This is a genomic window from Alistipes sp. UBA1686 (assembly GCF_002320215.1).
Classification (GTDB): domain Bacteria; phylum Bacteroidota; class Bacteroidia; order Bacteroidales; family Rikenellaceae; genus Alistipes; species Alistipes onderdonkii.
In genome coordinates this window covers 3,926-28,624 of the sequence record NZ_DCKA01000003.1, presented here as the reverse complement: position 1 = coordinate 28,624, position 24,699 = coordinate 3,926, and the positions used below count along the sequence as shown (strand labels likewise).

At 56.1% G+C, this 24,699-nt stretch carries 18 protein-coding genes and 2 pseudogenes; 12 read left to right on the top strand and 8 right to left on the bottom strand.

Annotated features, from left to right (window positions below; genetic code table 11):
• Positions 1–166: 166 nt before the first annotated feature.
• On the bottom strand, positions 167–1,468 hold the full coding sequence (gene eno / locus B3C38_RS00725) for a phosphopyruvate hydratase (protein WP_237957528.1): 1,302 nt from the start codon (positions 1,466–1,468) through the stop codon (positions 167–169).
• A gap of 196 nt (positions 1,469–1,664) precedes the next feature.
• On the opposite strand from eno, the gene B3C38_RS00720 reads away from it, so the two are divergent.
• Positions 1,665–2,849, top strand: coding sequence for a sodium:proton antiporter (locus B3C38_RS00720; protein ID WP_286724262.1), 1,185 nt, complete (start codon positions 1,665–1,667; stop codon positions 2,847–2,849).
• A gap of 51 nt (positions 2,850–2,900) precedes the next feature.
• On the top strand, positions 2,901–3,401 hold the full coding sequence (locus tag B3C38_RS00715; RefSeq protein ID WP_286724260.1) for a DMP19 family protein: 501 nt from the start codon (positions 2,901–2,903) through the stop codon (positions 3,399–3,401).
• 101 nt (positions 3,402–3,502) lie between these two features.
• On the opposite strand, the gene B3C38_RS00710 is transcribed toward B3C38_RS00715, so the two are convergent.
• From B3C38_RS00710 to B3C38_RS00700, 3 genes are all read right to left on the bottom strand, one after another.
• The gene (locus B3C38_RS00710; protein ID WP_055204208.1) at positions 3,503–3,976 is read right to left on the bottom strand and encodes a YbaK/EbsC family protein; all 474 of its coding nucleotides are present in this window, start codon (positions 3,974–3,976) and stop codon (positions 3,503–3,505) included.
• A gap of 55 nt (positions 3,977–4,031) precedes the next feature.
• Positions 4,032–5,243 (bottom strand): S-adenosylmethionine:tRNA ribosyltransferase-isomerase, encoded by a 1,212-nt coding sequence (locus B3C38_RS00705; RefSeq protein ID WP_286724215.1) that lies wholly within the window; start codon positions 5,241–5,243, stop codon positions 4,032–4,034.
• Between the two features lie 232 nt (positions 5,244–5,475).
• Entirely contained in the window at positions 5,476–7,797 is a 2,322-nt protein-coding gene (locus B3C38_RS00700; protein ID WP_286724212.1) for a family 20 glycosylhydrolase, read from the bottom strand.
• A 191-nt stretch (positions 7,798–7,988) separates the two neighbouring features.
• Between B3C38_RS00700 and nadB the strand changes: the two genes are divergently transcribed.
• Positions 7,989–9,557 (top strand): L-aspartate oxidase, encoded by a 1,569-nt coding sequence (gene nadB, locus B3C38_RS00695; protein WP_286724211.1) that lies wholly within the window; start codon positions 7,989–7,991, stop codon positions 9,555–9,557.
• Positions 9,558–9,728: 171 nt separating this feature from the next.
• On the top strand, positions 9,729–11,312 hold the full coding sequence (locus tag B3C38_RS00690; protein WP_286724208.1) for a peptide chain release factor 3: 1,584 nt from the start codon (positions 9,729–9,731) through the stop codon (positions 11,310–11,312).
• A 203-nt stretch (positions 11,313–11,515) separates the two neighbouring features.
• On the opposite strand, the pseudogene B3C38_RS00685 reads toward B3C38_RS00690, so the two are convergent.
• The 4 genes and pseudogenes from B3C38_RS00685 to B3C38_RS00670 form a co-directional block, all read right to left on the bottom strand.
• Positions 11,516–12,541, bottom strand: a pseudogene (locus B3C38_RS00685) (family 43 glycosylhydrolase).
• A 179-nt stretch (positions 12,542–12,720) separates the two neighbouring features.
• On the bottom strand, positions 12,721–13,434 hold the full coding sequence (locus B3C38_RS00680) for a pirin family protein (RefSeq protein WP_286724207.1): 714 nt from the start codon (positions 13,432–13,434) through the stop codon (positions 12,721–12,723).
• A gap of 90 nt (positions 13,435–13,524) precedes the next feature.
• Entirely contained in the window at positions 13,525–14,625 is a 1,101-nt protein-coding gene (locus B3C38_RS00675) for an acyltransferase family protein (protein ID WP_032135381.1), read from the bottom strand.
• A gap of 160 nt (positions 14,626–14,785) precedes the next feature.
• A complete protein-coding gene (locus tag B3C38_RS00670) occupies positions 14,786–16,882 on the bottom strand; it encodes a KamA family radical SAM protein (protein ID WP_286724205.1) in 2,097 nt (698 codons plus the stop codon).
• A gap of 663 nt (positions 16,883–17,545) precedes the next feature.
• Between B3C38_RS00670 and B3C38_RS00665 the strand changes: the two genes are divergently transcribed.
• The 8 genes and pseudogenes from B3C38_RS00665 to B3C38_RS00630 form a co-directional block, all read left to right on the top strand.
• The gene (locus B3C38_RS00665) at positions 17,546–18,820 is read left to right on the top strand and encodes a site-specific integrase (protein WP_281511971.1); all 1,275 of its coding nucleotides are present in this window, start codon (positions 17,546–17,548) and stop codon (positions 18,818–18,820) included.
• Positions 18,821–18,860: 40 nt separating this feature from the next.
• Positions 18,861–19,628, top strand: a complete 768-nt coding sequence (locus B3C38_RS00660; protein ID WP_286724201.1) for a type IV toxin-antitoxin system AbiEi family antitoxin — start codon at positions 18,861–18,863, stop codon at positions 19,626–19,628.
• Positions 19,621–20,526, top strand: a complete 906-nt coding sequence (locus B3C38_RS00655; protein ID WP_286724199.1) for a nucleotidyl transferase AbiEii/AbiGii toxin family protein — start codon at positions 19,621–19,623, stop codon at positions 20,524–20,526. Before B3C38_RS00660 ends, B3C38_RS00655 begins: the two co-directional genes overlap by 8 nt.
• A 754-nt stretch (positions 20,527–21,280) precedes the next feature.
• The gene (locus tag B3C38_RS12560; RefSeq protein ID WP_349677379.1) at positions 21,281–21,631 is read left to right on the top strand and encodes a helix-turn-helix domain-containing protein; all 351 of its coding nucleotides are present in this window, start codon (positions 21,281–21,283) and stop codon (positions 21,629–21,631) included.
• Positions 21,628–22,059 (top strand): DUF6291 domain-containing protein, encoded by a 432-nt coding sequence (locus B3C38_RS00645; RefSeq protein ID WP_286724197.1) that lies wholly within the window; start codon positions 21,628–21,630, stop codon positions 22,057–22,059. The genes B3C38_RS12560 and B3C38_RS00645 overlap by 4 nt, the downstream gene beginning before the upstream one ends.
• A 96-nt stretch (positions 22,060–22,155) precedes the next feature.
• A complete protein-coding gene (locus B3C38_RS00640) occupies positions 22,156–23,139 on the top strand; it encodes a PriCT-2 domain-containing protein (RefSeq protein WP_286724195.1) in 984 nt (327 codons plus the stop codon).
• A gap of 438 nt (positions 23,140–23,577) precedes the next feature.
• On the top strand, positions 23,578–23,910 hold the full coding sequence (locus tag B3C38_RS00635; RefSeq protein WP_286724193.1) for a hypothetical protein: 333 nt from the start codon (positions 23,578–23,580) through the stop codon (positions 23,908–23,910).
• Positions 23,911–23,938: 28 nt separating this feature from the next.
• Positions 23,939–24,699: pseudogene (locus B3C38_RS00630) on the top strand (hypothetical protein); the annotation flags it as partial.

The window sequence follows — 24,699 nt, the reverse complement described above, 5'->3', positions numbered from 1 at the left end:
GCTTCGCCCGTTTCCAGCCCTGAAAACGGCGGCGGAATCCCCCGTCCCCACGCCTAAGGGCAGCCCTGCCGCCCCACCTGACGGCGATCTGCCGGGACAAAAAAATCCCCGGGCGGCGATGCCACCCGGGGAAAATCATGCGGCACGAGCGACCGCCCGTCGCAAATTACTTGCGGTAGATCTTCGTGTAACCGTAGATCGCCTCGTCACCGAGCTCCTCTTCGATGCGCAGCAGCTGGTTGTACTTGGCCATACGATCCGAACGCGATGCCGAACCGGTCTTGATCTGACCCGAGTTGGTTGCCACGGCGATGTCTGCGATCGTCGAATCCTCGGTCTCGCCCGAACGGTGCGACGTAACCGACGTGTAACCTGCACGGTGAGCCATCTCGATGGCGTCGAGCGTCTCGGTCAGCGTACCGATCTGGTTTACCTTGATCAGGATCGAGTTGGCGCAACCGGTCTCGATACCCTTCTTCAGGAAATCTACGTTGGTCACGAACAGGTCGTCGCCCACGAGCTGGCATTTGTCGCCGATCTCGGCGGTCAGCAGCTGCCAGCCTTCCCAGTCGTTCTCCGACATACCGTCCTCGATCGAGTCGATGGGGTATTTCGCTACGAGCGACTTGAGGTACTCTACCTGCTCCTTCGAGCTGCGCTTGGCACCCTTCTCGCCTTCGAACTTGGTGTAGTCGTACACGCCGTCGGCGTAGAACTCCGACGAAGCGCAGTCCATGCCGATCGACACGTCACCGCCTTCGCATTTGCGGCCAGGCTTGTAACCGGCCATCTTGATTGCCTCGAGGATCGACTCGATAGCGTCCTCCGTACCGTTCAGCGCGGGAGCGAAACCGCCCTCGTCACCGACCGCCGTCGAAAGGTTGCGCTTGTGGAGCACCTTCTTCAGGTTGTGGAATACCTCGGCGCCCATGCGGATAGCCTCCTTGAACGTGGGGGCACCCACGGGACGGATCATGAACTCCTGGAATGCGATCGGGGCGTCCGAGTGCGAACCGCCGTTGATGATGTTCATCATCGGGACGGGCAGCGTCTTGGCGTTCGCGCCGCCGATATAGCGGTAGAGCGGCATGCCGAAATAGTCGGCAGCGGCACGTGCAACGGCCAGCGACACGCCGAGGATGGCGTTTGCGCCGAGCTTCGACTTGGTAGGCGTACCGTCGAGCGCGATCATGGCCTTGTCGATACCCACCTGGTCGGCTACGTTCATGCCGATGATGGCCGGGGCGATCACCTCGTTGACATTCTTGACGGCGTTCAGTACGCCCTTGCCCAGGTAACGGCCCTTATCGCCGTCGCGGAGCTCGAGCGCTTCGTGCTCGCCCGTCGATGCGCCGCTCGGAACGGCTGCGCGTCCGAATGCACCCGAAACGGTGCGAACTTCGACCTCGATGGTCGGATTGCCTCGCGAGTCGAGGATTTCCCTTGCGTGAATCTCTACAATCTGCATAGTTGTAAACGTTTGAATTTATGGTTTGAAATAATGACTTCCTTTTTTGCACCGCAAAGGTACAAAATAATTGTGAATTGAGGTTTCCTAATTGTTATTTTTTTCACGAACGGCGTCTCGGGTTTCGGGGGAATCCCATAAATTATTATCTTTGTCCCCAAAAGCACCCCATATATCTCTAAACAACTATCAATTAATGCGAAAAGTCCTTTCCTTTTCCTTATTCCTGATGCTGGGACTCGTCATCTCCCAACTCCTACCGGGGGCGCTCGGTGCAGGATACGCAAGCTTCAAAACCTGCTCCGACACCCTGCTTTACGTCTGCCTGGGGTTCATCATGATCAACGTGGGGCGCGAATTCGAGATCGACAAATCCCGCTGGCGATCCTACACGGCCGACTACTTCATCGCCATGGCCACCGCGGCGCTGCCCTGGATACTCATCGTACTCTACTATATTTTCGTCCTGCTGCCGCCCTCGCTGTGGGGCAGCGGCGAGGCCTGGAAAGAGAACCTGCTGCTGAGCCGTTTCGCAGCCCCGACCTCGGCCGGCATCCTCTTCACGATGCTCGCGGCGCTGAGCCTCAAGCAAAGCTGGATCTACAAAAAGATACAGGTGCTGGCGATTTTCGACGACCTGGACACTATCCTGCTGATGATCCCCTTGCAAATCCTGATGATCGGCCTGCGGTGGCAGATGTTCGCCATCATCGCCATCGTCGTCGTGCTGCTGGCCGCCGGCTGGCGCTGGCAGGCGCGGTGGAACGTACGGCAGGACTGGAAAACCATCCTCGGGCTGGCCGTCGTGGTCTGCGCCCTGACGCAGGCGGTCTACATCGCCACGGCGAAGCTCTACGGCCCCGAAAACAGCATCCACATCGAAGTGCTGCTCCCGGCTTTCGTCGTGGGCATGCTCATGAAACACAAGCACATCGACACACCGACGGAGCAACGCGTCTCCACCGGCATATCGTTCCTCTTCATGCTGCTGGTAGGCCTCAGCATGCCGCTCGTCACGGGCGCCCCGGCCGACACCGCGGCCGCCGCCTCGGTCACGGGATCGCAACCCATGATGCCGTGGGGCACCCTCCTCCTGCATGTCGTGGCGGTATCCGTGCTTTCGAACCTGGGCAAGCTGGTGCCGCTCTTCTTCTACCGCGACCGTAAGATCAGCGAGCGCCTGGCGCTCTCGATCGGCATGTTCACCCGCGGCGAGGTGGGCGCAGGCGTAATCTTCATCGCCCTCGGATACAGCCTCGGCGGCCCGGCGCTCATCATCTCGGTGCTCACGCTGGTGCTGAACCTCATCCTCACGGGCGGCTTCGTGGTCTGGGTCAAGAAACTCGCCCTGCGCAGCTACACCCCCGAACCGGAAGCATAACACGCCCTCCGGGAAGGCTCCCGAAAATACTACGGACTAAAAACGACGACTTTGATCGAAATTACAGACACGGCCCTGCAGACGGCTGCCGCCGAAGGGATGGACGCGTTCCTCCGGGCCTTTACCGACAAATACCGCGAGGCGCTCGGCGGCGACCCCACGGCCGAGACGATCTCCCGGCTCAACGGCGAACAGCATTCGCTGCTGGCCTACCGGATCTTCCGCGACGAAGTGACCGAAGGCGGGTTCTGCCAGCTTATCCAGAACGGTTACGGGGCCTACATCTTCGGCAACCCGTTCGCCAGGGTAATGCGCCTGTGGGGCGCGGAACGGTTCTCGAAACTGGGATACGCCGCAAAAAAGATCTACGACGCCCACCGCGAAGACCTCGAAAGGGAGCGCACCGACGAGGAGTTCATGGCCATGTACGAACAGTACGAAGCGTTCGACGAACTGGAGGAGGAGTTCGGCGAGATGGAAGAGGAGGTGACCGAAACGCTCGCCCGCTATGTCGACGGGCACCTGGAACTGTTCGCCACAATAGTCGGATAGACACCCCCGCAGGCACCGCAGCGATGCCGCGGGCGCCGCACCGCTACATCGCTACATCACCTCTCCGCCGCAAACGGAAGGCGGCAGGGACGTTTGAGGCGCTATTGTCCGATCCTTTTGCAGACATCCACCCACTCCGCACACCGGGAATAGCGTTCCAGCTCCTCGATGGTGAGTTCGATGGCGCTGTTGCTGCTCCCGCATGCCGGGAAGACGGTTCCGAATCTCCGTAAGGATTCGTCCAGATAGACCGCTACCCCGTCGTTCACCCCGAACGGGCAGACTCCGCCCACGGCATGGCCGATATGCTCCTCCACCTCCGGCGGGGTCAGCATCCGGGCCTTGGCATGGAATTTCGCCTTGTATTTCGCGTTGTCGATCTTACAGTCACCGGCCGTCACGATCACGATATACCCCTCCCCGACGCCGAACGACAGGGATTTGGCGATCCGGCCGGGTTCGCACCCCAGCGCTTTGGCCGCCAGCTCGACCGTGGCGCTCGACACGCCGAATTCCAGCACCCTGCCCGCAGCGCCGTATTGTTCCAGATAAGCCCTGACCCGTTCTATTGCCATATGATTCTCCGATTTGCTGTTTTCGTATATCCGTCCGCCCGCTGCCCTGCGCCCGTCAGCGCATCAGCACCGACGAGTCGCCGTAGCTCAGGAAGCGAAAATCATGCGAGAGCGCATAGTCGTAAATGCGCCGCCAGTCTTCGCCCGCGAATGCCGAGACCAGCAGCAGCAGCGTCGACTTCGGCTGGTGGAAATTGGTGATGATGTTGCGCACGATGCGGAACTCGTACCCCAGCGGCGCGATCATGATTTGCGTCGCGGCCTTGATCCGGTCGAGCCCCTTCGCATCCATATAAGCGAGCAACTCCTCCAGCGCATCGCGCCCGGTGTAATCCGCCGGAATGTCGTACAACTCCCACTGCCCGACAACCCGCCCCGTATCGGGGGTTCCCGCCGTGCGGATACGCCACGCCAGCGCCGGAAGCGATTCAAGCGTCCGCACCGAGGTCGTCCCCACGGCCGTGACCGCGCCCAGCTTGGCGAGCAGCGCCACGACGGTCGCACGCCGTACCTCGAAATGCTCGGTGTGCATCGGATGCTTCGCGGCGTCCTCGTCCTTCACGGGCAGGAACGTCCCCGCCCCGACGTGCAGCGTCACCTCCTCGAATCCGAAGCCGCGCGCCTTCATCCCCCCGATCAGCTCCGGGGTAAAGTGCAGCCCCGCCGTAGGCGCCGCCACCGATCCCTCGAACTTGGAATAGACGGTCTGGTAGCGCGTATAGTCGATCTGCTCGCTCTCGCGGTTCAGGTAGGGCGGGATCGGAATCCGGCCGAGGTGTTCGAGCAGTTGTCCGAAGGTCATCGCCGCCGACCATTCGAAACGCACGGTGTGTTCGCGGCCGCGGTTCTCTGCAATCCATGCCCGCAGATACTCCGGACGGCCTTCGTGCTCGAAATTGATCTCCACGTAGCCCTCCTTCCATTTCTTGAGGTTGCCCACGATGCACGACCATTGGCAGGTGCCCGTGACGGCGAACGCCCGCTCGTAGTCGGCCGGGTCGCGGGGTTCGAGGCAGAAAACCTCGATCCGCGCCCCCGAAGGCTTGTGCATGATGATCCGCGCCCGGATCACCTTCGTATTGTTGAATACCAGCAGCTGCCCCTCGGGCAGCACGTCGCCCATGTCTGCGAAATGCGCCTCCGAGATCTCCCCGCCCCGGTACACGAGCAGCTTCGAAGAGCTCCGCTCCGGAAGCGGGAATTTGGCGATCCGCCCGTCGGGCAGGTCGTAGTCGAATCGGTTTATGTCGATATGTCGTTCAATCATGGGCACAAATGTACGTTTTTTTTAAATCGGACGGACACCTGCGCCCGAAAAACCGCCCTTGCAAAACGACAGGGGCCGTACGAAAATACCGCACGGCCCCTGCCGAAACTTATCCGAACGCCCGGGCTATCCGTCCTGCCGGCCACCCGGGCAACGCCCCGAAGGCCGCACAGGTACGCCCCGAATGTCCCGCCGGAAACCTCCCGGACACTGCGGCGGGCACCCGTCGCGATTATTCCACCACGATCTCGTCCACGAACAGGAATCCCTTGCTGCCGGCGCCCGGGTGCCAGGCCGGGATCGCAGCGGCATTCTGCGCGACCACCTTCAGGTAACGGGCCGACGTTTCGGGGAACTGCATCCGGTAACGCCCGATGCCGTCGGCATCCCCGGCCTTCGCTTCGGGCACCGCGACCGAGGCCACCTCGGTAAAATCCGTCCCGTTATCCGAAACCCACACCGTAACCGACGAGGGCGGGAATATCCAGTCGCCCTTCTCGGCGAGCGTCTCCAGCTCCACCGACCGATAGGACTGCTCCCCGCCCATGTCGATGGTCACGTCGAGCGGCTCGTCCAGATACCCCAGCCAGGCACCGCTCGTAAAGACCGGGCGGCTGTGGTAACCGTCGACCAGCAGCGAAGCCCCTTCGAAGGTATAGCTGTCGTTGGGCTTGGTATTGAGCACCGCAGGGCGCCCTGTCGACTTGCTGAATGCGAACTCCCGCGAATAGGAAGCGTTCTCGCCGCCCTCGCGCAATGCCGTCGCCCTGAAGCGGGCGCTCTTGCCGATCTCGACCGGCCCCGTGTAACGCGGGCTGGCGGCCGTGGGTTCCGAGCCGTCGAGCGTATAGTGGATCGGGACGTCGCCCTGCGTGGTGAGGGTCATCACCACGGCGCCCTTCTGCGGGTCTACGGCATACGATCCCTTGATGCCGAAGATATGCTTGGCGAATACGTACCCCATCTGCGAATAGATCCTGTCCATGCGGAACCCGTCGCGGAAGCGCACCCAGTCCTTCACCCCGGGCTGGCACCACTGCACCTCGCTCAGCGCCGCCAGACGCGGCAGGAGCATGTATTCCAGGTGGTCGTCAGAAGCGATGTACTCCGTCCAGAGGTTTGCCTGCACGCCGAGGATATGCGCCTGCTGCCCGGGTGTCAGATCGGCCATCGGGTCGAACGAATAGACTTTGTCGATGGTCACGCAGCCCCCGATCCCGAAGGGTTCGGCATCGGCGTCGGGCGACTGGTAGTAGTCGAAATAGAAATGCGAATTGGGAGTCATGATCACGTCGTGGCCGAGCTTCGCGGCCTTGATGCCGCCCGCGCTGCCGCGCCACGACATGACGATGGCGTCCGACGGCGCCTGTCCTTCGAGTATCTCGTCCCAACCGATGATGCGCCGGCCGCGTTCGGCCAGGTATTTCCCGATGCGGTCGGTCACGTACCCCTGCAGGTAGTGTTCGGCCGTATAGCCGTCCTTGTCCCTGAGCCCCAGCTGGCGAATACGCGCCTGGCAGCGGGGGCACTTCTCCCAGCGCACCTTCGGGCACTCGTCGCCGCCGATATGGATCAGCTCCGACGGGAACAGGCCGACCACCTCGTCCAGCACGTCCTCCAGGAATTCGAAAGTCTTCTCCTGCCCGGGGCACAGCACGTCGTCGGCCACGCCCCAACGACCCCAGACCTCGTACGGGCCGCCCGTACACCCCAACTCGGGGTAGGCGGTCAGCGCCGAAAGCATATGGCCCGGCAGGTCTATCTCGGGGATCACCGTAATGGCGCGGTCGGCCGCATACGCCACGATGTCGCGGATCTCGTCCTGCGTATAATAACCGCCGTAGGGCGTATTGTCGTAGTTGTCCCACTCCTTGCGGATCATGGTTTTCTTGCGGATGCTGCCCACGGTCGTCAGCTCAGGGTACTTTTTGATTTCGATGCGCCACCCCTGGTCGTCGGTCAGGTGCCAGTGGAAGCGGTTGAGCTTGTGGATCGCCATCACGTCGAGGTAGCGTTTCACCTCTTCGACCGAAAAGAAATGGCGCGCCACGTCGAGGTGCATGCCCCGGTAAGCGAAACGCGGGGCATCCTCGATGCTCACGCACGGCAGCACCCACTCCTCGCCGGGCGCAGGCTCCGTCCCGTAAACCGCCGCGGGCAGCATCTGCCGCAGGCTCTGCACGGCGTAGAAAAAGCCGGGGAAACGCGACGCACGGACTTCGACGCCCTTCGGGGTGACATCGAGCCGGTACCCCTCTTCCGGCAGCGTTTGGTCGAGGACGAAGCGGATGCCCGAGGCGGGAAGCTCGTCGGCGACGGTCACGGGGTTCTCCCCGCCGGAGGTTTTCGCCAGCTGCGCGGCGAATTCCGCCACGGCGCGCTGCGTCCGCTCGTCGGCACGGCTGTCGCACACGACGCCTTCGCCCTTGACGGCGAACGTCCCGTGCCCGGGTTCGAGGTGGTTGGGATAAGGTACGATCGAGATTTTTGGATCGTGGGTGGCGCAGGCGGACAGACACACGCCTGCGGCAAAGGCCAGTAGCAATTTTTTCATAGAATAATCAGGGTTGTATCGTGACAAAAGTAGGAAAAAATCCGGATATGGCCCGCTGCGGAGGGAAATATAGCCGACAGAAACGGGCATCCCGGGGAGATCGCCCTGTTTTTGCACAGGTTTTTCCCGGCGGAAGACCCGATTACCGGGCATTTTTTATAACTTTGCGTCGCATAATTGCTCACAAAACTATGAAAACCGACTTTCTGGTTATCGGTTCCGGCGCAGCGGGGCTTTCGTTCGCGCTCAAGGCCGCGGCCCACGGGCATGTCACGATCGTCACGAAGGGCGAAATAAACGAGTGCAATACCAACTACGCACAAGGCGGCATCTGCTCGGTGACCTATGCTCCCGACACCTTCGAAAAACATATCCGCGACACCCTGGTCTGCGGAGCCGGCAAATGTGACGAGGCAGCCGTCGAGCTGGTCGTGAAACGTGCTCCGGAGCTGATCCGCGACCTGATCGAATGGGGCACGCGCTTCGACAAAACCCCCGACGGCCGGTTCGAACTGAACCGCGAGGGCGGGCATACCGAACACCGCATCCTCCACCACGAAGACCTCACGGGCGCCGAGATCGAACGGGCGCTGGTCGAGTCGGTTCGCCGGCACCCCGGCATCACGGTGCTGGAACACCATTTCGCCATCGACCTCCTGACGCAGCACCACCTGGGCGAATTCGTCACGCGCCATACGCGCGGGCTGGCCTGCTTCGGCGCCTATGTGCTCAACCTCGCCACCAACGAGATCGAGACCATGCTCGCCAAGTTCACCGTCGTGGCCACGGGCGGCTGCGGCAATATCTACTCCACGACCTCCAACCCGGTCGTCGCCACGGGCGACGGCATCGCCATGTGCCACCGCGCCAAGGCCATCACCGAGAACATGGAGTTCATCCAGTTCCACCCCACGACGCTCTACAACCCCGGCGAGAAACCCAATTTCCTCATCACGGAGGCCATGCGCGGTTTCGGTGCCATCCTTCGCCTGCCTTCCGGCGAGGAGTTCATGGACAAATACCACCCGATGAAATCGCTGGCGCCGCGCGACGTGGTGGCCCGCGCCATCTACCGCGAAATGACCAAGCGGGGCTCGGACTTCGTCTACCTCGACGTCACGCACAAAGACCCCGGAGCCATCCGCAGTCACTTCCCCAACATCTACGAAAAATGCCTTTCGATCGGCATCGACATCACCCGCGACTGGATTCCCGTGACGCCCGCAGCGCACTACTGCTGCGGCGGGGTGAAGGTCGACACCAACGGCGAGACCTCGATCAGGCACCTCTACGCGCTGGGCGAAACCTCCTGCACGGGGTTGCACGGAGCCAACCGCCTCGCTTCCAACTCGCTGATCGAAGCGGTGGTCTATGCCGACCAGGCCGCACGCCACGCTGCGTCGCTGCTCCCCAAGGTCGACATCCAGGAGGGCATCCCCGACTGGGACTTCGAAGGCACGCAGCACACCGAGGAGATGCTGATGATCATCCAGTCGAAGCGCGAGATGCAGACCATCCTGTCCAACTACGTGGGCATCGTCCGCTCGAACCTCTCGCTCAAACGCGCCATGCGCCGCCTCGAGATACTCTGGCAGGAGACCGAGGAGCTCTATAACAAGACCAAGCCCAACCGCGAATTGTGCGAGCTGCGCAACATGATCGCCGTGGCCTACCTGGTAATCAAACAGGGCCGAGAGATCAAGGAGTCGGTCGGCTGCCACTACAACGCCGACTACCCGAACAAGGAAAAGGAAGTATAGATAATAAAGGAACTATAAATAACAGCGCCCTGTTCCGGCGTTCCGCCGGACAGAAGTCCCCGCCGAGGCGGGGATTTAGGGGTGGGTCAGACTTGTAAACACGGCCAAAGGCCGCGACGACAGCGCCCGGCAGCACCCCTGCGGTAACTATAAAAGAGACATTTCAGGTTCATGACATTACAGGAAGAAATCATACGCCGCCGCACCTTCGCGGTCATCGCCCACCCCGACGCGGGTAAAACCACCCTCACCGAGAAGCTGCTGCTCTTCGGCGGGGCCATCCACGTCGCCGGGGCGGTCAAAAGCAACAAGATCAAGAAAGGCGCCACGTCGGACTTCATGGAGATCGAGCGCCAGCGCGGCATCTCGGTCGCCACGGCCGTGATGGGCTTCGAATACAAGGGCACCAAGATCAACATCCTCGACACCCCGGGACACGAGGACTTCGCCGAAGACACCTACCGCACGCTGACGGCCGTCGATTCGGTCATCATCGTCATCGACGGCGCCAAGGGCGTCGAGTCGCAAACCCGCAAACTGATGGAGGTGTGCCGTATGCGTTCGACGCCGGTGATCGTCTTCATCAACAAACTCGACCGCCCCTCCAAGGAGCCTTTCGACCTGCTGGACGAGGTGGAAAAGGAACTGCGCATCCGCGTGCGGCCGCTGGCCTTCCCCATTTCGAACGGCCCCACGTTCCGCGGGGTCTACAACCTCTACGAAAAGAACCTCTCGCTTTTCACGTCGGACGAGAAACTCACGGCCGACGCCCAAACCGCCGAGATTTCCGACCTCGCGTCGCCGGAGCTGGACAGCTACATCGGCGGGAAATTCGCCGAACAGCTGCGCTCGGACGTCGAGCTGGTCGAAGGCGTCTACGACGAGTTCGACCGCGAGGCCTACCTGCGCGGCGAGCTGGCCCCCGTGTTCTTCGGCTCGGCGGTCAACAACTTCGGCGTGCGCGAACTGCTCGAATGCTTCGTCCGCATCGCCCCCTCGCCGCGCCCGGCGCCCACCGCGACCCGCACCGTGGAGCCCGCCGAGCCGAAGATGACGGGCTTCGTCTTCAAGATCCACGCCAACATGGATCCCAATCACCGCGACCGCATCGCCTTCCTGAAAATCTGCTCCGGGACGTTCGAGCGCAACCATAACTACCTGCACGTACGCAGCGGCAAGCAGCTCAAGTTCTCCTCGCCGACGGCCTTCATGGCCGAAAAGAAATCGGTCATCGACTTCGCCTACCCGGGCGACATCGTCGGCCTGCACGATACGGGCAACTTCAAGATCGGCGACACCTTCACCGAGGGCGAGAAGCTCAAATTCACGGGCATCCCGTCGTTCGCCCCCGAGCAGTTCCGCTACATCGAGAACGCTGACCCGCTGAAATTCAAGCAGCTCGCCAAGGGCGTCGACCAACTGATGGACGAAGGCGTGGCGCAGCTGTTCGTATCCTCGCTCAACGGCCGCAAGATCATCGGCACGGTCGGGGCGCTCCAGTTCGAAGTCATCCAGTACCGACTCGAACACGAATACAACGCCGCCTGCCGCTGGGAGCCGATCTCGATCTACAAAGCCTGCTGGATCGAGAGCGACAACGCCGCGCAGCTGGCCGATTTCAAGCGCCGCAAGCACACCAACATGGCCGTCGACAAGCACGGCCGCGACGTCTTCCTCGCCGACACGAGCTACGGGCTGGCGCTGGCGCAGGAGAATTTCAAGGACATCCGCTTCCACTTCACCTCGGAGTTCTGATCCGGGGGGGGGCTGTCCGATCCGTAAAAATCCCGGCAGGAACCCATGTGGGATCCCGCCGGGATTCTCTCTTCCTGCCGGCAATACGCCCGCCCCGGCCGCGTCAACCGCGATGCCGCAGGCAGGTCGCAGGTACGGACGGCGCAGACAGGTCACAGGCATGGACGCCGCACGCACGGACATCGCACGGCTTGCCAGCCGGGCTACTCGAAAACGGGAGCTTCGGCACTCCGGGCGGGTACGTGCCCGCGCACCTCGGGCCACCCGTCATTCCATTCGATCCGGTCGAGAATCAGGTAACGCGGCCCGCCCACCTCGAGCCGGGTATGGTACAGCATCCAGTCCTGCCCCTTATCATCGGTAACGAATTCCGCATTGTGCCCCGGGGCGACAAACCCGTTGCCGTTGCCCACGACCAGTTCGTGGTGCACGCCGAGCATGTCGCGCCCCGCACGATCGACATAAGGCCCCATCAGCGACCGGCTGCGGCCGACGACCACATGGTAATCCTTCATGAAATCGCCCGTCGAGACGATCAGCTAATAGTATCCGTCCCGCTTGTGGATGTAGGTGCCCTCGTACTGGTCGCCGGCGATCTTACGCTTCCCGGCCCCGGGTTTGAGCGATAACCCGTCGTCCGCAAGTTCAATCGCCCAGATGCCCCGGAAACTTCCCCAGAACATGTACTTGTGTCCGTCCTCCTCGATGTAGAACTGGTCGATCGAAATATCGACCCCGATCTCGTCGCTGCCGATCAGTTTCCCGTGGTCGGTAAAGGGCCCGACAGGCGAGGGGCCCGACGCCACGCCGATGGCGTGCTTGTTGTTCTCCCCCGGCTGGGAATAATACAGCACATACCTGTCGCCGATCTTGTTGATGTCCGGCGCCCAGAGGTTGGCCCCGGCCTTGTCGGTTATCTGCGGATGGTTCTCCGCCGTAAAGACCTCGCCGACCTTCGTCCAGTTCACCAGGTCGGACGAGCGCAGGATGGGGATGTTGTTCTTTCCGCTCTCGGTCGCATAGAGGTAGAAATTCCCGTCCTCGGCGCGTATTACCGTGGGGTCGGCCACGAGGAATTCCCGGAAAACCGGGTTCTTGTAGCTCTTTGCCCCGGGGTTCCCGGGCAGGGGATCCCCGTCCCCGCTGCGGGCGGGTTCGGGCGTGCCGCAGGCACAGGCCACGGGCAGGAACAGCGCCGTGAAGGCGAGTGCGACGAAATAATTTTTCATAGCGTATCTCATTTACGAATTCAACGATATTTTGCCGGAACCGACAAACAAAGATACGAAAAATACACTGTCTTCGGCCGGGCGGAAGGGGATTTCCGTTTCCGCCCGGCCGGTGCGGCACGGCAGCAATAAAAAAAGCCTGCTGGTTTCCAGCAGGCTTTCACCTATATATCCGCCCGTTAACGCATCGGCACCTCGATGACCAGCACCTGGGCGTCGGCCGAAGCCCTGATCCCGAAGCCGTCGGTATCCCAGACCCCCATGCCGTCGCGGCGGCCGAGCACTTCGCCGTCCACCTCGGCCAGCCCTTCGATCACGAAGACATAGGCCCCGTTCCCGGGCGTATGCATCCGGTATTCAACGTCATGCCCCTTGTCCAGGTCGAGCGTCGAGAACCAGGCATCCTGATGGAGCCAGCCCGTGTTTTCGCCACCGCGGCCTTCGGGAGCCACGATCGTCCTCAATTCGTTGCGCTTTGCCGGCGCCAGCCGGATCTGGTTGTAACGCGGCGTATGGTTCTCCGCATCGGTCAGCACCCATATCTGCAGGAATTTCACGGGCTTCGTGTCGCTGGCGTTCATCTCGCTGTGCGTAATGCCCGTCCCGGCCGACATGACCTGAATCTCCCCCGGACGCAGCTCCTGCATGTTCCCCATGCTGTCGCCGTGGCGGAGCGCACCTTCGAGCGCAATCGACACGATCTCCATGTTATCGTGGGGATGCGTCCCGAATCCTTCGCCCGGGGCGACCGTATCGTCGTTGAGCACCCGCAGGGCGCCGAAATGGATTCGCCGGGGATCGTAATATCCGGCAAAACTGAACGTATGGTAGGTATCGAGCCAACCGTGGTCGGCGTGTCCGCGCGTCTGTGCGCGGTGAATCGTCTTATTCATAGCAATGATTTTTTATTATACGCCCCGTCGGGCGTGAAGCAAACTCCGCGCCAGCCGCGCCTGCGCGCAGTACCTGACGGAATCCGCAGGCTACACCTTCAGAAAGACGTTCTTTCTGTAAAGGAAATAGAGAAACAGCCAGCAGACGGCCACATAGCCAGCACTGTCAACCACGGCGGCAAGTGCCTCCGGGCATTTCGACGCCACGCCCCCGAGGAAGAAATCGGATATGCGCCCGAAGCCCACGATACGCTGGGCCAGATAGATCGTGATCGAATTGAGTCCCACGACGCGAAAGAAGAGCGTCCAGCGGCGCCATCCCCTGACGTCGATCAGGTAGTAGAACAGGGCGAACATCGCCAGCGAATAGGCAGCCACGACACATACGAACGTACTCGACCACAGCGATTTATTCACAGGCACCACCCCGTTGAAAGCCAGCCCTGCGACCAGCAGCGCCACGGCCGCCGCAATCATCCACGACGCCTTGCGGCCGCCCGACAAGTCCTGCCGCCGCACGAATTCCCCCGTAAACATGCCCAGCATGGCCGTCACCACGGCGGGCACCGTACTCAGCAGCCCCTCGGGGTCGAACGTCTTGCCATACAACTTACCCGGCAACAGCAGCCGGTCGACATACCCTGCCAGGCACCCCTCCCGGGTCAATGGCCCTGCGCCCGCGACGTCGGGTGCCGCCACCAGTGCCGACAACAGGCCGTAACCGACCAGTATGGCTGCAGCGATCGCAATGCGCGCCTTCACCCCGAAATTGAGGTACAGCACCGCGGCTATGCCCCATGCAAGGCCGATACGCCCCAGTACGCTGGCAATACGCAGGTTTTCGAAATCGAGCCTGAACAACCCGTTGTAAACCACCCCCAGCAACACCAGCGTCAGCGCGCGGCGGACAATCTTCGCATAGATCGTCCCGGTCGACAACCCCAGCGAACGCTGCTTGGAAAGCGAAAAGGGGAAGCTCACCCCGGCAATGAAGAGGAACAGCGGAAAGATCGTATCGTGGTGGGTGAAGCCGTCCCAGCTGGCATGCCCCATCTGGCTGGCAATGCTGTCGGTCACAGCGTTGGGCCACAGGCCGCACACGGCGACGACGAGCGAGGCGAACCCCATGATAAAGAGCATGTCGAACCCCCTCAGGGCATCGAGCGACTGCAATCGTTCGGACGGTTTCATAATTCGGGTGCTGTTCTTCCGGCCCGATCCTTGTCAGTGATCCTTCTTCGACCGGCCCTATTATACTTTACACAAAGATAATAAGAATTTCTGATATATCCAAATATATCGGGGCCCGGCGGAGCGCATCCGGCCGGGCCCCTGCTTTTTCCACCGGCAACTACTCCAGCTCCAGATTGCTCACCCGGCCGGTCACCCCGAACGGGAAGTCGGGGTAGACGTACAGCCCGAAACGCGGCTCGGTCTGACCGTGCGTGTAACCCCAGATGCTGGCGTAATCCTCCGCGTCCTCGCCCATCTTCTCCAACTGGCGCAGATAGGCTGCCACCGACTTGTTCTCCACGATGTAGATCTCGCCCATACGGTCGATGATCGGGCTGTGGCGGCGCGTACGGTCGTGGTCGAAGCGCAGGATACGCTTCCCCTCGGCCGTGATGCCCACCAGCCGGAAGGTCATGCTCTTGCCGATGGCCGGCAGGTTCAGCACACTGCGGTCGGTGGCCAGGAACGGCAGCCGGTGTTTCTTCATGAAGCGGCGGATGCGCCCGGCCGTGTCGCCCTCGCCGGTCAGCGCCGCATCCAGTTCCGCGGTCTGCTCCGCGGTCATCCGCCCAAAGAGCTTCTCTTCCTGCTGCTCCTGCATCGAGCGGCTGTTGGGCGTGAAGACGGCATAGTTTTCGCCGAAGCCCTTCACCGAGAAGGTATAGTAACAGACCACGCCCAGCGAGTTGAGCACCTGCCTCAGCCGGGTGGTATGCCCGCGGCGCGATGCCGCGACGGTATATACCAGCTGGTTGGTGATGAGCCACCCGGCGGAAAGTATCTTCCGGATAGCCTCCCGCGCCTCGGGCGTCACCTCCAGCGGCGACTGGAAATGCGTCTGGATGACGAACTGCTTCACGCCGACGGCCGATGCCTTCTCCCGGAACTCCTTCAGCACCTCCACCAGCTGGTCGTCGATGCGCATCGGCAGATAAGCCGGCAGGCGCGACCCCAGCCGCACGCGCTGCAACTCGGCATATTTTTCACCGTCGGGACGCGCCTGGTTGGCCTTGCGCTTGCGGCAGGCCATGCGGTAGACCGCCTCGAGGATATTGCGCAGCGTCTTGTTCTGGCTCATCAGGGCGTCGCCGCCCGTGATGAGGATATCGCGCAGTTGCGTGTCCTCCTCGAAATAAGCCATCAGGCGGCGCAGTTTGTGATCCCAGCTCTCCTTGGGGCGCAGGCTCTCGAACTCGAAATTGAGCCGTTCGCTCTGAAAGTCGTACATCCGCTGGCACGAGGCGCACAACCCGCCGCAGGCACGCCCCATCGTATCGGGGATCAGGATCGCCACTTCGGGGTAACGGCGGTGGATATTGTGCCCGTCGGGCAGCAGCCACCCGGCCGCATTGGGTTTTCCGGCCTCGACGACGTCCTCCTTCTCCCAGGCGCGGATATTCCCGTAGGTCTCGACCAGCTGCGGCGAATAGAGGATATAGCTGCGGATCGCCTCGTCGTCGTACGCTTTGCCGGTGACGTCCAGCAGCGAGAGGTAATAAGGCGTGGCGAAAAACGGCATCCCCTTCTTGCGGGCCTTCGACAGCAGGTACATGGTCTCCGCCGAAAGCGAGTTGCCCAGAAACCGGTTCAACTCCGAAGGGCTCTTCACGGCCATCGCCAGGTGGAACCGGAAATCGCCCCACCAGACGCCTACCTGACGGTATTTATCCTCGTAGGTCATCCCTTCCTCGAAACGGAACCGCGAAGGGGTCGACTTGCGGTTCTCGATCTTCTGCACCAAGAGGTGGAGCATACGCTCCCTGTTCCGGGCGCGCACCTCCGCCACCTCGGGATCGAGCCCCGTCGGCCAGCGATCGCTGCGGATACGGACGCGCTGCGGCGTGAGCGGCTGCAACTCCAGCCCCTCAAGGCGCTTGAACAGGAAAAACAGGTCGATGAACAGGTCGCAACGCATCTCCGGGTTCTCCAGCCGCCCCGTGAGGAACTGCCACAGCAATTCCAGCGTCCGCACGGGCATCTGCTCACCGGTCGAAAGTTCGCTCACCTCCCGCCCGTCGTAGCCGATCAGCAGGCGAATCTGTTCCGCCGCCTCGCCCTGCGCCGCCGCATGCCGGGCGACGAACTCTTCGAGCCGGGCCCGGAACTCCCCGGCATCGCGGCTCGCATCGGCCTGGGCAACAAGTCCCGGCAGCTCCTGGCGGAAAAGCAGCCCGAGCTGGTAAAGCGTGAATGAAAGCATTTTCCTTTGTTTCATAAGCACTATCGTTTATTTTTCCGTTATAATTTTCGGATGCGGGCGGCAATGTCCCCGGTACGGTCGTCAGCGTACAAAAAAAGGCACGGCGCAATAAAATCACAGATACACCCGGAACCGCAGGCTCCCCTGCAAATTCCTCCGCATTCAGACGATATACCCGGGAAAAATAACAGCCCTCCGGGCGAATATCAACAGCCGCCGCTCACGGGCGAGCCGGCAAGAATCGGCGGCCTCAAGGCAAAAAAACGACGGCCGCCATACGGAATCCGCTACAAAGATAAGAAAAAATTTGAAACCTCCCGTCCGCGGCCTTCCGGGTTTCCCGCACCGCCCGCATCTTCCGTATCCCATAAAATAACGTATTTCCCCGCAGAATCGTATTCCCCCGCCCGCACAGCCCTACCCATACGAACAGATACAAAAACAAGAAAGCCTCGACAATCATCAGATTATCAAGGCTTTTCGAAAAGTCGGGGTGACAAGATTCGAACTTGCGACCACGCGCCCCCCAGAGGTGAAATTTATTTTTTTCGATAAAAGTAATTAACTTTATTTTAGTATATTTACATCATGTACAGAGAATTGCGATTTTGACTTATTGTCATCTATTGCGATTTTTCTTGTACCACTTTTGTACCACCAATTATTTTGCATCGGAAAATGGCCTACTCTGTTCGCATCGTTTTACGGAAATACAAACCCAACTCAATGGGGTATCACATTCTCCAATTATGCGTCACTAAAAATAGCTGTCGCAAGCGCATCAGTCTGAAATTATACGTCGATCCGGCCTATTGGGACAATTCGGCCGAACGACTTATCATCGAACGGAATCTGAAAGGCGAAAAGCAGCGGGAGGCCAATAAGAAACGGATTCAGGACAATGCCTTTCTGGATAAAGTCAAGGCCCGCGCCCGCGAGATTATTGAGAAATTCGAGATAGACGGCATTGACTGGACGCTGAATCAATTTGAGGACGCATTTTTGAATCCTTCCAAGCAGGGCAAATTCTGCGCATATCTTGAAAATCATGTCCAAACGCTCCGGGATACCGGACATACGGGCAATGCTAAATGTTATTTCGAGACGCTTCGATTGCTTAAATACTATGACAGCAAGTTGAATCAACGGCTATTTTCCGACATCGACCTACGTTATGTACGCAATTTCGATACGTTCCTCCAAAAACGGGGTTGCAAGGGCAATACCCGCAAATATTATTTCAAAGCATTGCGGGCAATCTTGAATCAAGCGAACCGAGAAGGCATCGGTTCGGAAGCAGCCTATCCGTTCGGGAAAGGCGGCTTCGAGATCGCCAAGTTGGAAGAAGCGACGGAAAAACGCTACCTTCCGCCTCAAGACTTGCAAAAACTCAAAGATACGCCTGCACAGAATCCGCAGAACGAATACGCACGACAACTCTTTCTGTTCTCCTATTATTGTTACGGAATGTCGTTCGTCGATATGGCCTACCTTACGACCAATCATGTTCAACGACTGGCAGACGGGAATTATATCGTCTACAAACGCAATAAGATTAAGCACCAAAAGAACGTAACCGCCATCCGAATCCATATCACGCCGGAGATTCAAGGATTGATCGAACGGTTGAAATCTGCCTCGCCAACCGTCGATAACTATTTGTTACCGATCATTACCCGTTCCGGCTATACGGGCGAGAAGCTATACAACCACATCCGAAGCCGTTACGCCAAATATCAAAAATACTTGAAATCGTTGGCCGAAGAACTCAGCATCGACTATCATTTGACAAGCTATGTGAGCCGTCATACAATGGCAATGACCTTGCAATACAATAAAATCCCGCGTGAAATCATTTCACAGATGCTCGGCCATGCCGACCTCGAAACGACCAATACCTATCTCGACAGTTTCGACAACAAGGTAATCAATGAGGCAGCGAAAGTTTTGTAATAGGCCAACAACAGTTTAATATTTTTTGTATATTTGTACTATGAGTACGACACCGCAAACAAAAATAAACCAGCTATTACAGTCCCTCCCACCCGGAGCAGTCTATTTGTCGTCATGGATGAAACTCAAAAACATCTCCAACGACTTACAGCACCGTTACATAAAATCCGCATGGCTGACCCCCATAGGCACGGGAGTAATGATCCGCACGGGCGATACGCCGACATTATACGGAGCCATATACAGCCTCAATACGCAGACCGGCAAACACCTAACAATCGGAGCCATGTCGGCATTGGAGATACATGGCTATTCGCACTACCTCCCGATGGGCAGGCCGACCGTTTCGCTGTCTGCTCCGCAAAAAGAGTATTTACCGCTTTGGTTCAGAAAATACGACTGGGGCGTTACGCTCCGGCTATTTACCACCGAAATATTCAACTCCGACACCGGAATCACTACTACCCAACAAGGGGTTTTCGAGTTACCGATCTCTACCCCGGAGCGGGCATTTATGGAGTGTCTGCACCTCGCACCACAGTATTACGACATTACCGACCTCTATTATGTGATGGAAATGCTGTCGATACTCCCGCCGAAGAAGGTGCAACGACTGTTAGAGGAGTGCCGTTCCGTCAAAGTGAAGCGGCTGTTCCTCTTTATGGCCGAAAAGGCCCGTCATGCGTGGTTCGAGGCCCTCGACCTCGACAAAATAGACCTCGGCAGTGGCAAACGGGTAATCGCCAAAGGGGGCGTTTACGATAAGAAGTACCAAATCACAATCCCGGCAGAACTGAAAAATGATTAACCAAGAGTACAAAGAGCGTGTACGGCTGTTGCTCCGCATCATCCCGATTATTTCGACGGAAGAATGTTTGGCCGTTCACGGCGGCACGGCAATCAATCTGTTCGTGCAAAATCTGCCGCGCTATTCGGTAGACATCGACCTGACCTATATTCCCGTCGAACCGCGGGAAGCAAGCCTCGCCCATATCAAAGAACGGCTGAAAGCGGTTAAAGCCAAAATCGAGGCCGCAATACCGGGCATTGCGGTACGCGAAGTTCCCAACAAACTGATCTGCACCCATAACGGGCATTTCGTCAAAGTGGAGGTAAACGACGTGAAGCGCGGCATCATCTCGCCGCCCGTCGAATTACCCTTATGCGATCTCGCCCAAGAAGATTTCGGCGTATTCTGCAAAGCCCGCATCGTGCCGCTGTCACAACTCTACGGCGGCAAGATCACGGCGGCACTCGACCGCCAGCACCCGCGCGACCTGTTCGATGTAAGCCTGATGCTCGATTATATTAAAGACTTTGACCAGATCAGGCGCGGTTTCATCTTCTGCCTGCTGGGAAGCGACCGCCCGATCTTGGAATCGCTTAACCCCAATTTCAACGACCAGCGCGACGCCTTGACCAACCAGTTCGAAGGAATGTCCTCGACACCGTTCACCTACGAGCAGTACGAAGCGACCCGCCGCCGACTGGTCGAGTATATCAACCACCATCTGACTCCGACCGACAAGGCGTTTCTACTCGGATTCGAGGACGGAACGCCGGATTGGGACGCATCGGAATACCGGGATTTCCAGCATTATCCGTCGATTCAATGGAAGCTACTGAACATCCGAAAACTGAAAGGAAAAAATCCACAAAAGCACGAGGACGGCATAATCAAGTTGCAAAATTATTTTGGATTCTAATGTACGACGACATAGTAGATTACGATGATTTCTCAGAAAGAGTAGGTTCTGAAAACGACATCCTTGACCTAATTTACGATACAATTTGGAAGAGAGCATATTGCCCTAAATGCAAAAGATTCAATACCCACAGCAGAAGCAAATACGCTTCAAAAAATATTTTTTGTCATCATTGCAGTATACAATGGTCTACCCTACAAGAGACAATATTTTTCAAGACACGCATCGATTTAATTAAATGGTGCTATGTCATTTATGCAATATCGTTTTACCCCCGAAAAGTATCTGTTAAATGGCTCATGGCCGAATTGAAGATCAACTCCTATAACACGGTCTGGCATATGGCAAACAAAGTTAAAACTGCTGCCAACCATAGCCCAAAAGACAAATATATTTTCAGAGAATTAGAAAAAATATTCCGCCGGCACAGATTTATATAGCAGGATATAAAATTCACATAACAGGATAAATTATATAAACAACACGAGAACCGCATAAAAAAAGTAAAAAAACTTCAGCCAATAGTATCTTTTTCTACATCACATCTAAAAAATCACTAATAATCAATATAATATGACTGATATTTTTCAGTCATATTTTTTTATTCAATCTATAAAAAGCGATATAAGCCACTCAAAATGGAAAAGCGCAAAATGCTGATAATTAGAGACTATAATAAATATTTATAATAAAATAAAATTACCCTCAAAATATCCATTCGTATTAGGAGTGCATAACTTAATTTTTTAAGCTTATGCATAATAATTCTTACTCAAAATTCGGGGATGATTTCCCCATCGCAGCTCTTACTGTAAAACAGTTCAAAGAGCTTTATTTCTCTCTTAATCTCAAATCCCAACCTGCGCCGATTCGCTCCGATGTAATGTGTATCGATGAGGTAGCTAAGCTCTCGGGCTATGCCAAGGCCTCGATCTATAAGTTCACGCATCAACGGCTCATCCCATTTCATAAGCCCGCCCATGGTGGACGACGCCTTGTATTCATCCGGCAGGAAATCGAAGAATGGATGAAACAGAATACCTGCCCCTCTATTGAACAAGAGTGTAATTACCGAATCGAGAATATAACCACTCACAGATCATGAACAACGAAATTAAGAAACCACAACCCCCGAGGCAAATATTAAGGGCCGGAATATATGCTCCAGTTCCGACGTTCGAAGAAGTCTTCAAAGCTTCAACAAAAACAGCGGAACCCGATATTGATGCTGATGATGACCTTGACAAAAGTTATTTTCGATTCTATTATTCATATTATAATTCAATACAGACTTTATCAAAAGAAAATCAATTTTTAGCCTTTAAGGCAATTGTTGAATATGCGTTCACCAATATAAAAAATGAGGACCTCCCTAAACCTGTATTAGGAATCCTGCGAACAATTCGACCGTTCATTAAAGCACAAAAGAAAAGACAGATTGCAGGCATGGCTGGCAAATCATTCGGGAAATTAGGCGCACCATATGGCAAAAAGGGTGGAAGACCGCGCAAAAAAGAGACAAAAACAGAATAGAACTGACTCAAAACCACATCGAAAAAATTGGCCTATAATACAAATATAGGCCAATTTACAAAAAAATAGAAACCCCCTAAAATAAAAATCAAACACATGAAAAATGAAAAAATAAATTATAATCAGAAAATAGACAACGATTGTGTTGAAATCGTCCCCTTCACTCAAAAGGTCTATGTTTCGGCCTTCAAAAACTGCTACACACCTCAGCCTGCCGCATATGGGAAATTAATTTATTGGCTGGTAATGACGCGGTTTAAAGATAGAGTCATTGCATACAGAAAATGTAAAGACCCCCAAAAACGGCAAGCCATGAAACGCAATTTACCTGCGATCACTCCCAGCGGATTATTTAGAGGGAAACGGTGCAAGGAAAATTTATTCCGCCATAGTTGCATGGTCTGCATTGATATTGACGCTGACCCCAACAACCCTCGAAGTGGAACAGAGTGGCATAAACAAATCAAAATTATTGCAGACCATTTCGACAGTTTATTCTATGGCGGATTATCATTAAGCGGTCATGGCATTTACCTGATATTTCGTATTGCAGATCCCACCAAACATTGGGAACATCTTAACTCTCTCATGATCGAAATCGAAAACCTAACAGGATTAAAAGCAGACCGAAGTTGTATGGATGTAACTCGTCTACGAATTGTCAGCTACGATAGACAGGCCTATCTTAATACACAAGCAAAAGCATATTCAAAAACAGTAAATAGAGAATACGAAATTTCACTACAACAAATATATTCAGAGCGTCCCGTTTCCTCAAAAACGGTAGCCGAGCGGCATAAAACTTATGAACGAGTAATAATTCTCATCCATAAACTGAAACGTAAAAAAATAGACATCACTCGAAACTATAACGAATGGTTCGACATCGGATGCGCACTCGCCTCTGAATATGGCGTTAAGGGATTGCCGTTATTCCAAGCCATTAGCAGTTTACATCCGAACTACAACCCGGACAAATGCGCAAAGCAGTATCGGCAATGCCTGAGACACAATTATAAAAAAATTCAAATAGCAACCTTTTTTTATATTTGCCAAAAATATGGTGTAACATTCAAGTAGACCAACCATTTGATAAATGGAGCCGGAACCTTATCGAGGGGTTCCGGCTTCTTTTTATTATATCTGCATCCCTGCGTAGATAATACCCGAAAGCATGTTTGGCGAAATTTGCACAACAAGGCCCCGATGGGTGTCGTCAATTGCGAAATATTTTTTACCTTTGTCTTGTCGCGCAAGCGGCGTATATTGGTGAAAGTGTTTCGATTTAACCTCGAATAGGAATCTGGAAAATTCAATTTGCTGAGGGTAAACGACGGCACTCATCACTTGTATTGGTATGCGAGATCATAATCCCCATACTATACAGGTGTGGGGTCTTGTGTCAGTTTATTTCAGCAAAGGTATTCCAGAACCTCTATTCGAATAAACCGGGCAGCTCCACACTTTCTTTTTGTAATCATGCCAAATCGGGGCTGGGTGGCGCAAACACTTACCGTCATGGAGAAAATTACAGCCTACTCGATTCTCAAAGAATTAGGTAACGATGCGTTGTACAAGTACATTTACGAGGACATCGCCGAACCTACCTTTGACTCGCACCGGGTCACCAATCCTTTTCCGCAAGATTTCAAAGACTATTACGAACGTATGTTGATCGCACATGCGGACGAAGGCGACATCCGGGCTAGGAATATCATTATCGCAAGGTTTATAGGCAATTATCTCGGACATAACAGCCGAGCTTTGCAAATTGAGAAGATCGGAGAAGTTACGTCTACAAATATGAACGGAGAAGAAACTCCGACTTCGCTTTGGAGGAAACTGGATTAGACTATAAAATTACATCGAATAACTTATCATGAAACGTCTGCTTTTACTCGCAATCCTAATCGGCTCACTGTTCTCCGTCCCTAACAGCTTCGCCCAATCATCCAAACCCAAACACGCCACCATTAAATATGAGAATGGGGTAAAATATGTTGGAGAAATCCGGAAAGGCAGTCCCAAGAAATATTCAGAATACGCCCTAATCAATAAAGTTTTCATTGGCAAGAAAAAAATCAAACATGGCAAGGGCATTATGTATTTTGCCAACGGAGATCAGCTCGACGGAGAATGGAATAATGATCAATGTAAACGCGGAACCTATAAATTTGCCAACGGAGATGTTTTCGAGGGCGAAATTACTACGAGTTCTATTCGGGATGGAAAAATGATTTTTTCTTCTAATCACGGAACAATGACGTTTACACTTGAGGGCGTTATCAGATTTAGCTATAAAACATGGACCTACCCGGCTAATTGTAGTTTTACTGGAACAATCAAAGATAAAAAGCCTTATACAGGTACTTTTGATTGCACATTAACAACAGAAGATGGCGACCGCTTTACCGGAAGGCTGTCCGACGGGCATTTCGGGTACGGTAAAATCGAATATGCCAATGGCGACTCGTTCGAAGGAAGCTTCATATCCGATGCCCCGTCAAGCGGCAAATATTACTACGGAAGCATCACGGAAATAACAAGAGTAAATCACAAATGGGAAATTCCAGCCGGATGCGTTTTTGAGGGTCGTATAGTCCCATTTACAGGAATAGTCAACATGGAAATCACCAATGC

What these genes read in the sequence shown, in the direction of transcription:
- eno (WP_237957528.1), bottom strand. Translation starts at nt 1,468, where the DNA reads ATGCAGATTGTAGAGATTCACGCAAGGGAAATCCTCGACTCGCGAGGC.
- B3C38_RS00720 (WP_286724262.1), top strand. Translation starts at nt 1,665, where the DNA reads ATGCGAAAAGTCCTTTCCTTTTCCTTATTCCTGATGCTGGGACTCGTC.
- B3C38_RS00710 (WP_055204208.1), bottom strand. Translation starts at nt 3,976, where the DNA reads ATGGCAATAGAACGGGTCAGGGCTTATCTGGAACAATACGGCGCTGCG.
- B3C38_RS00705 (WP_286724215.1), bottom strand. Translation starts at nt 5,243, where the DNA reads ATGATTGAACGACATATCGACATAAACCGATTCGACTACGACCTGCCC.
- B3C38_RS00700 (WP_286724212.1), bottom strand. Translation starts at nt 7,797, where the DNA reads ATGAAAAAATTGCTACTGGCCTTTGCCGCAGGCGTGTGTCTGTCCGCC.
- nadB (WP_286724211.1), top strand. Translation starts at nt 7,989, where the DNA reads ATGAAAACCGACTTTCTGGTTATCGGTTCCGGCGCAGCGGGGCTTTCG.
- B3C38_RS00690 (WP_286724208.1), top strand. Translation starts at nt 9,729, where the DNA reads ATGACATTACAGGAAGAAATCATACGCCGCCGCACCTTCGCGGTCATC.
- B3C38_RS00680 (WP_286724207.1), bottom strand. Translation starts at nt 13,434, where the DNA reads ATGAATAAGACGATTCACCGCGCACAGACGCGCGGACACGCCGACCAC.
- B3C38_RS00675 (WP_032135381.1), bottom strand. Translation starts at nt 14,625, where the DNA reads ATGAAACCGTCCGAACGATTGCAGTCGCTCGATGCCCTGAGGGGGTTC.
- B3C38_RS00670 (WP_286724205.1), bottom strand. Translation starts at nt 16,882, where the DNA reads ATGAAACAAAGGAAAATGCTTTCATTCACGCTTTACCAGCTCGGGCTG.
- B3C38_RS00665 (WP_281511971.1), top strand. Translation starts at nt 17,546, where the DNA reads ATGGCCTACTCTGTTCGCATCGTTTTACGGAAATACAAACCCAACTCA.
- B3C38_RS00660 (WP_286724201.1), top strand. Translation starts at nt 18,861, where the DNA reads ATGAGTACGACACCGCAAACAAAAATAAACCAGCTATTACAGTCCCTC.
- B3C38_RS00655 (WP_286724199.1), top strand. Translation starts at nt 19,621, where the DNA reads ATGATTAACCAAGAGTACAAAGAGCGTGTACGGCTGTTGCTCCGCATC.
- B3C38_RS12560 (WP_349677379.1), top strand. Translation starts at nt 21,281, where the DNA reads ATGCATAATAATTCTTACTCAAAATTCGGGGATGATTTCCCCATCGCA.
- B3C38_RS00645 (WP_286724197.1), top strand. Translation starts at nt 21,628, where the DNA reads ATGAACAACGAAATTAAGAAACCACAACCCCCGAGGCAAATATTAAGG.
- B3C38_RS00640 (WP_286724195.1), top strand. Translation starts at nt 22,156, where the DNA reads ATGAAAAATGAAAAAATAAATTATAATCAGAAAATAGACAACGATTGT.
- B3C38_RS00635 (WP_286724193.1), top strand. Translation starts at nt 23,578, where the DNA reads ATGGAGAAAATTACAGCCTACTCGATTCTCAAAGAATTAGGTAACGAT.